Raw genomic sequence first — 6,441 nt, forward strand, 5'->3', positions numbered from 1 at the left:
CCGTGGAGCAGCACGGTGTCGGCGGGCGCGGCCAATGCGGGTGTCGCCGCCAGCGCCGTCGCTGCCATCAATTGACTGATCATCATCTGCCCCCTGACCGTGAGGCGGACAGTCTGGCAGCATCATCGCCGTGGTCAAGCGCAGCTCAGCAGGAGGGACCCCATGTCAAGCACGGGAGGACGGGTGGACGTTGAGGGGCGCCCAAAACGAACGGGCGCAGGGACGAATCCCTGCCCGCCGGGAGTCCTGCTTCTTTGATTCAGAGATAGCGCCGCGAAATCGCTGTCAGATCGTCCGCCAGATCATAAACCATCGGCTGGCCAGTGGGGATTTCCTCGTGGACGATGTCATCGTTTGACATGCCGGAAAGGTGCTTGACCAGCGCGCGCAAGCTGTTGCCGTGGGCGGCGATGATGACGCGTTTTCCGGCCTTCAGTTCGGGCACGATCGTGCTTTGAAAATAGGGCAGCACGCGGTCGATGGTGTCTTTCAGGCTTTCGGCGGCGGGGACGGCGATGCCCGCATAGCGGCGGTCTCCCGACAGATCGAAGGCAGAGCCTTTTTCCAGCGGCGGCGGCGGCACATCGAAGCTGCGGCGCCAGATTTTCACCTGATCCTCGCCGTATTTTGCCGCCGTATCAGCCTTGTCGAGCCCGGTGAGGCCGCCGTAGTGACGCTCGTTCAGGTGCCAATCCTTGGTGACCGGCAGCCACAGCCGGCCCATGGATTCCAGCGCCAGGTTGAGCGTCTTGATCGCGCGGCTTTGCAGCGACGTGAAGGCCATATCGAAATCCAGCCCGGCTGCGGCCATGCGGCGGCCGGCGTCGCTGGCTTCGGCGATGCCCTTGTCCGTAAGGCCCACATCCCACCAGCCGGTGAAACGATTTTCGAGGTTCCACTGGCTTTGGCCGTGGCGGAGGAGGACGAGTGTCGGCATGGCCGGCGGTTTAGCAGCCCAGCGGCCGGATGCCAGCCCCCCAAATCACACCCGGCCCGCGATTGTGGCAGCAAACAGGGGGTGCACGTACGGACGCGTGGTTGCAGCCTGAATCAAGCCGGGCGTGCCAGCTCCGTGCGGGCGAGGGCCAGATCGGCTTCGTCCACCATCAGGCGGATGCCGGAAACACCGGGGCCGATCAGGCTGGCGATGCCGGCATCGAACAGCACGGCGGGGATGCCGGCAGATTCCAGCCGACTACGCATGATCTGGGCTTCCACTGGCGAAAACAAGGTGTCGACGCAGGCCAGCGCCATCAGCTGTACGGCAGATGCGAAGGCGGGGTGACAGGCAGCCCGTCGATGGAACGATCACGCTCCTGATATTTGGCCAGCCGTACCTGCGGATCATCCTGGCGGAAATATTTGCGCAGCGTCTCGCGTTCTTCCACCAGTTGCATCTTGGGCACCGCCCAGCCGCAGCTGGTCTGGGCGGATTCGACGTCGATCAGGAAAATCTGCCGCACACCGGGTTCGATGGTGAAATGCGCCGCCAGTGCCTCCCAGCCGTCGTCCTGCGGCAGCACGGCCCGGCCGCGGCCATAGATACGGTAGATCAACGCCGGCTGATCGAAGGCGCAGAACATGATGACGATGCGGCCATCGGCAGCCAGGTGGGCGTGAGTTTCATTGCCGCTGCCGCCGAAATCCACATAGGCGCAGGCGCGGCCGCCCGCCAGCACGCGGAACGTGTCCATGCCCTTGGGCGACAGGTTGAGGCGCGCATCAGGCGCTGCGGTGGCGACGAAATACACCGGCTGACGGGCAATGAAGGCGGCATGGTCTGGCGTGATATGATCAAAGAATTCCGACATCGCCGCTTTCCATCCCCCAAGTGACTCAGCAGTGATTCAGCCGCCGGTGCCGCCCACGGTGAGGCCTTCGACCAGCAAGGTCGGCTGGCCCACGCCGGCCGGCACGCTTTGCCCGCCCTTGCCGCAGATGCCCACACCTTCATCCAATGCCATGTCGTTGCCGATGGCGCGCACGCGGGTGAGAACATCGGGGCCGTTGCCGATCAGCGTCGCGCCCTTCAGCGGGCGGCCGAGCTTGCCGTCTTCGATTTCATAGGCTTCAGTGCAGGAAAACACGAACTTGCCGCTGGTGATGTCCACTTGGCCGCCGCCAAAACTCTTGGCGAAAATGCCCTTTTTCACGCCGGCAAGGATGGTACCTGGATCTTCGCCGCCGCCCAGCATGAAGGTGTTGGTCATGCGCGGCATCGGGGCGTGGGCGTAGGATTCGCGGCGGCCATTGCCGGTAGGCGCCACGCCCATCAGGCGGGCGTTGAGGCGATCCTGCATATAGCCTTTGAGGATGCCGTCTTCGATCAGCACAGTGCGCCCCGTGGGAGTGCCTTCATCGTCCACGGTCAGGCTGCCGCGGCGTTGATCGAGGCTGCCGTCATCCACCACGGTAACGCCGGGGGAGGCCACGCGTTCACCGATGCGGCCCGAAAAGGCACTGGTGCCCTTGCGGTTGAAATCGCCTTCCAAGCCGTGGCCGATGGCTTCGTGCAGCAGGATGCCGGGCCAGCCGGGGCCGAGCACCACGGTCATCTCGCCGGCCGGCGCCGCGACGGAATCAAGATTGGTCAATGCCTGCGCCAGCGCGATGTCGATGGCGTCCTGCCACGCCGCAGCTTCGAACAGGCCATCATACAGATAGCGCCCGCCCAGGCCATGAAAGCCGGTTTCGCGGCGGCCGTTCTTTTCGGTGACGATCTGCACGTTCAGGCGCACCAGTGGCCGCACATCACGTACCCGGGTGCCGTCGCCGCGCAGGATTTCAACGACGTTCCAGCTGCCCAGCAAACTGGCCGACACCTGCACCACGCGCGGATCACGGGCGCGGGCGGCGGCATCGATCTGCTGCATCAGCGCGACCTTGGCCGAAAATTCCACTCCGCCAAGCGGGTTGGCATCGGTGTAGCGGCGCGCATTGGTGGGCAGCGGCGGCATTGCCAGCGTGCCGCCGTGGCCGTCGCGCACCACCTTGATGGTGTCGGCGGCGCGGGCGATGGCGGCATGGCTCAGATCGTTGGCATGGGCAAAGGCGGTCATTTCGCCGGCCACACCGCGCAGGCCAAAGCCCTTTACCGTATCGAAACTGGCTGCCTTCAACCGACCATCGTCGAAAGCGAAACTTTCGGACACACCATATTGCAGATACAGTTCGCCATCGTCGCATCCGTTCAAGGCATCGGCGACCTGAGCGGCGGTGCGATCGGGATCTAGCCCGGTATCGGTGTAGAAAAGCTGGGTAGCATCTGGCGTGTTCATGACCAAGATATGGGGCAGCCGCGCCAAAAGGGAAAGGGGGGCGACAACCTTACCCTGCACCCGCCGGGCTGAATTTGCAGGTGAGCACCCAGCGTTCGCCGGCACGATCAAAACTGATGCGGCTGCATTCATCAAGCACGTCGCGGCCGATCAATATCCACGGGTCGCGGCCACGCTTGCGCTTGCGATCAGCCGAAACGGTGACCGTGTCTTCGTCGTCGCTGGCGGTGGATGTGCCCTTGGCGGCCGCATCAATGGCCTTGGCCTGGCCTTCCGAAACCCGCGCCCCCAACAAGCGCATGGGCAGGCCAGCAATGGTGAGGCCGGGCTTGGGCGCCAATTTCTGCCACGGCAGCGCCACGCCGGGAAACGGCCGCCAATAGCCAACTTCATTGGCCCGCCGCGCCAGCCCGGCCTTCACCAGCGCTTCGCCAGCGCGGGCATTCATAACCGTGGTGGGGTTGTTGAGTTCGAGGCTGATGTCCACCTCTTCATCGCCGATCCGCGATTTGATGCCGGTCTCGCCGGTGCCCTTTTTCTTGAGAACATAGGTCTGGCTGCCCGGCGGTGTGTCGCGCAGCACCACGTCCACTTGGGCAGCCTTCAGGGCGCCAATGGTCAGGATGCCGTCGGCATCGGCTGCGATGGGCCGGCTTACCCACACCGCCGGCACCTTTTTGGACGGCAGGCCAGCCGGCGTGATGCTGGCCAGGTTGAACCGGAACGTTGCCTCCCCGCCCGGAATCAGCGCGTTCTTGAAATTGCGCCGGCCAAAGAAGGGAAAGGGCTTGAGGCCGGCGCGTTCCGCTGGCGGTTGATTGAGAATCAGCGCGGTATCAAAGCCGAGCGCGATGCGGATGTTGAGCGTCGTCTGCTTCACCGTTACCGGCATGTAAGGATTGCCGTTTGCGGCCACTTTCAGCGTGAACACCGGCGGGGCTGCGACCTTGGCGGCCAGCACTGGCGCGGCGTTGAGCACTGGGGCCAGCACTGGGGTCAGCACTGGGGCCAGCACCAGCGCCAGCAGAGCGGCTGCCTTCATCGCCGATCGGCCGGGCCGCCTGCCAAAACAAAACGGCGATCACAATAGCCGCAGTCGGCAAACCCTGATGCATCGATCTGCAGCCACACGCGCGGATGGCCATCGCTGCCATGTTCGTCGCCGTCGCAATAAACACGGGCGGTATCGGCAACATAGGTTTCAGGGGGCGGAAGGGCCGATGCGCGGGAAACAGTCATCCCGCTTTCTACCAGCGCCGGGCGGGCAAGTCACCTTGTCGCAGACGCCTGCAACAACTTTGTCACACCGCTGCAACTGCGCTGCAACCTTGTCAGGGCAAAGCCTGCCGGGTTCGCCGCCCCGCACCTCCCGCCGGGCGGCGAAAACGAGGAATGTTCATGCGCCGTTTCCTGCTGCTGGCCGCCGCCAGCCTGCTGCCTGCCCTGCCCGCCTTTGCTGCTGATGCCGCTGCCGCCGCCACCGCTGCAGACGAACAGATGGCCGAAACCATCGGCGAAGAAATCATCGTGACGGCGCAAAAGACCGAGCAAAAACTCAACGACGTGCCGATAACCATCACCGCCTACACCGGCCGCAGCCTGCGCGAGATCGGCATCACCCAGTTCGATCAACTGGCCGCTTATGTGCCCGGCCTCAACGTGCAGGAACAATCGCCCAACAATCCGGGCTTTGTCATTCGCGGCGTCACGTCGGACACTGGCTCGTCGCAGGGCGCGCCGGCCGTGACGGTGTATTTGAACGGTGTCGACGTCTCGCGGTCGCGCGGTTCCTATTTCGATCTGTATGATCTGGAACGCGTCGAAGTGGTCAAGGGCCCGCAATCGACCCTGTTCGGCACCGCCGCTGCGGTGGGTGTGGTCAGCGTGATCACCGCCAAGCCGCGCGCCGGCATTTCCGGCGAGGTGCGCGTGGGATATGGCAATTTCGAACAGCGCCGCATCGATGGCCACATCAACCTGGGCAACGACGTGATTGCCCTGCGCGTCGCTGGCGCCATCAAGCTGCGCGGCGGCATGGTCGAAAACATCGCCGGCCGCCCCGGTTCGCAAACGCCGAATGGCCCGCGCATCGACGATCTCAACGGCCAGGGCCAATATGGCGGGCGCGCGTCGCTGCGCTTCACGCCGACGCCCGATCTGACCGCCGATCTGGTCGCCACCTACGACGGCCAGCGCGCGCCGGGCACCGCCTTTTCCAGCGGCACCTTCGCGCCAACCGGCGGCACCACCAGCCCCTACAGCTTCAAGGAAGCCGCCGGTTCGCCGTTCAGCCAGACAGCTTTGGGCGGCGATCAGCCGGGCCTGACCCGCAATGTTTATGATCTCAACCTGACGATCAATGCCAAGTTCAGCGACACCTGGAGCCTCACCACCATCGCCGGCTATCGCAATTTCGACAGCAACGAAGTGTTCGATGCCGACGGCACCCAGGCCTGGTATCTGGAATTTGCCGAAGACGCGCGCGGCGAACAACTCAGCTTTGAAGCCCGCGCCAATTTCGACAGCGAAAAGGTACGCGGTTTCTTCGGGGCCAATTATTTTGCCGAAACCGGTTTCCAACGTGTGCCGTTCAGTTCCGAAGAAGGCACTTTCCTGCAATGCGCCGCGCGGCTGGTGCCGGGCCTGCCCTGCATCAACAATGCCACCGGCGTCGTTGATGCCGCGCGGGCGACTGCAATCCTCACCGGCGGGCGCTTCACCGCCCTGCCCTATGCTGCCGAACTGTTCCGCAACTCGGCCGATATCACCACCTTCAGCGTGTTCGGGGACATCACCGTGACGCCGCTGCCGCAGCTGGAAATCAACGTGGGCGGCCGCTGGCTGACCGAAGACCGTTTCAGCGGCATCTCCACCAACATCCCCAATTCAGTGATCACCGGCGGGCCATTGATTGGCGGCGGCATCAACACTGCAGGCCAGTTGCTCAGCGCGTCTGGCCGTTTCGATGCGTTCCTGCCGCGCGCCAACATCCTGTTTCGCGCCGCCGACGATGTGAACCTGTATGCCACCTACTCGCGCGGTCGCCGCTCGCCGGTGGTGCAGGTCAACGCCGGGCGGGTTGCAGGCGTGTTGACGCCGAACGTGCGGGTGTTCCCGCCCGAGCTGCTCGACAATTTCGAAGCCGGGGTGAAGGGCAAGATCG

Annotated in this window: 7 protein-coding genes; 1 reads left to right on the forward strand and 6 read right to left on the reverse strand. The window is 64.2% G+C overall.

Annotated features, from left to right (window positions below; all coding sequences use genetic code 11):
* Positions 1-259: 259 nt before the first annotated feature.
* The 6 genes from gpmA to ACESL8_RS07395 all read right to left on the reverse strand — a co-directional run bounded on the left by gpmA (position 260) and on the right by ACESL8_RS07395 (position 4,517).
* Positions 260-937 carry a 2,3-diphosphoglycerate-dependent phosphoglycerate mutase gene (gpmA, locus tag ACESL8_RS07370; RefSeq protein WP_372917375.1) on the reverse strand — a complete coding sequence of 226 codons (678 nt, stop codon included), beginning with the start codon at positions 935-937 and terminating at the stop codon, positions 260-262.
* 113 nt (positions 938-1,050) lie between these two features.
* Positions 1,051-1,254: a DUF2007 domain-containing protein gene (locus ACESL8_RS07375; RefSeq protein WP_372917377.1), complete on the reverse strand. Its 204-nt coding sequence runs from the start codon at positions 1,252-1,254 to the stop codon at positions 1,051-1,053.
* Positions 1,254-1,811 (reverse strand): pyridoxamine 5'-phosphate oxidase family protein, encoded by a 558-nt coding sequence (locus ACESL8_RS07380; protein ID WP_372917379.1) that lies wholly within the window; start codon positions 1,809-1,811, stop codon positions 1,254-1,256. The genes ACESL8_RS07375 and ACESL8_RS07380 overlap by 1 nt, the downstream gene beginning before the upstream one ends.
* A 36-nt stretch (positions 1,812-1,847) precedes the next feature.
* The gene (gene tldD / locus ACESL8_RS07385; RefSeq protein ID WP_372917381.1) at positions 1,848-3,278 is read right to left on the reverse strand and encodes a metalloprotease TldD; all 1,431 of its coding nucleotides are present in this window, start codon (positions 3,276-3,278) and stop codon (positions 1,848-1,850) included.
* Positions 3,279-3,327: 49 nt separating this feature from the next.
* Entirely contained in the window at positions 3,328-4,320 is a 993-nt protein-coding gene (locus ACESL8_RS07390) for a hypothetical protein (protein WP_372917383.1), read from the reverse strand.
* Positions 4,317-4,517: a zinc-finger domain-containing protein gene (locus ACESL8_RS07395; protein WP_372917385.1), complete on the reverse strand. Its 201-nt coding sequence runs from the start codon at positions 4,515-4,517 to the stop codon at positions 4,317-4,319. The genes ACESL8_RS07390 and ACESL8_RS07395 overlap by 4 nt, the downstream gene beginning before the upstream one ends.
* A gap of 159 nt (positions 4,518-4,676) precedes the next feature.
* Here ACESL8_RS07395 and ACESL8_RS07400 point away from each other — a divergent pair.
* Positions 4,677-6,441 (forward strand): TonB-dependent receptor (locus tag ACESL8_RS07400; RefSeq protein WP_372917387.1); only part of this gene is annotated, 1,765 nt, incomplete at its 3' end.

The organism is Sandarakinorhabdus sp., assembly GCF_041689835.1.
Taxonomy (GTDB): domain Bacteria; phylum Pseudomonadota; class Alphaproteobacteria; order Sphingomonadales; family Sphingomonadaceae; genus Sandarakinorhabdus.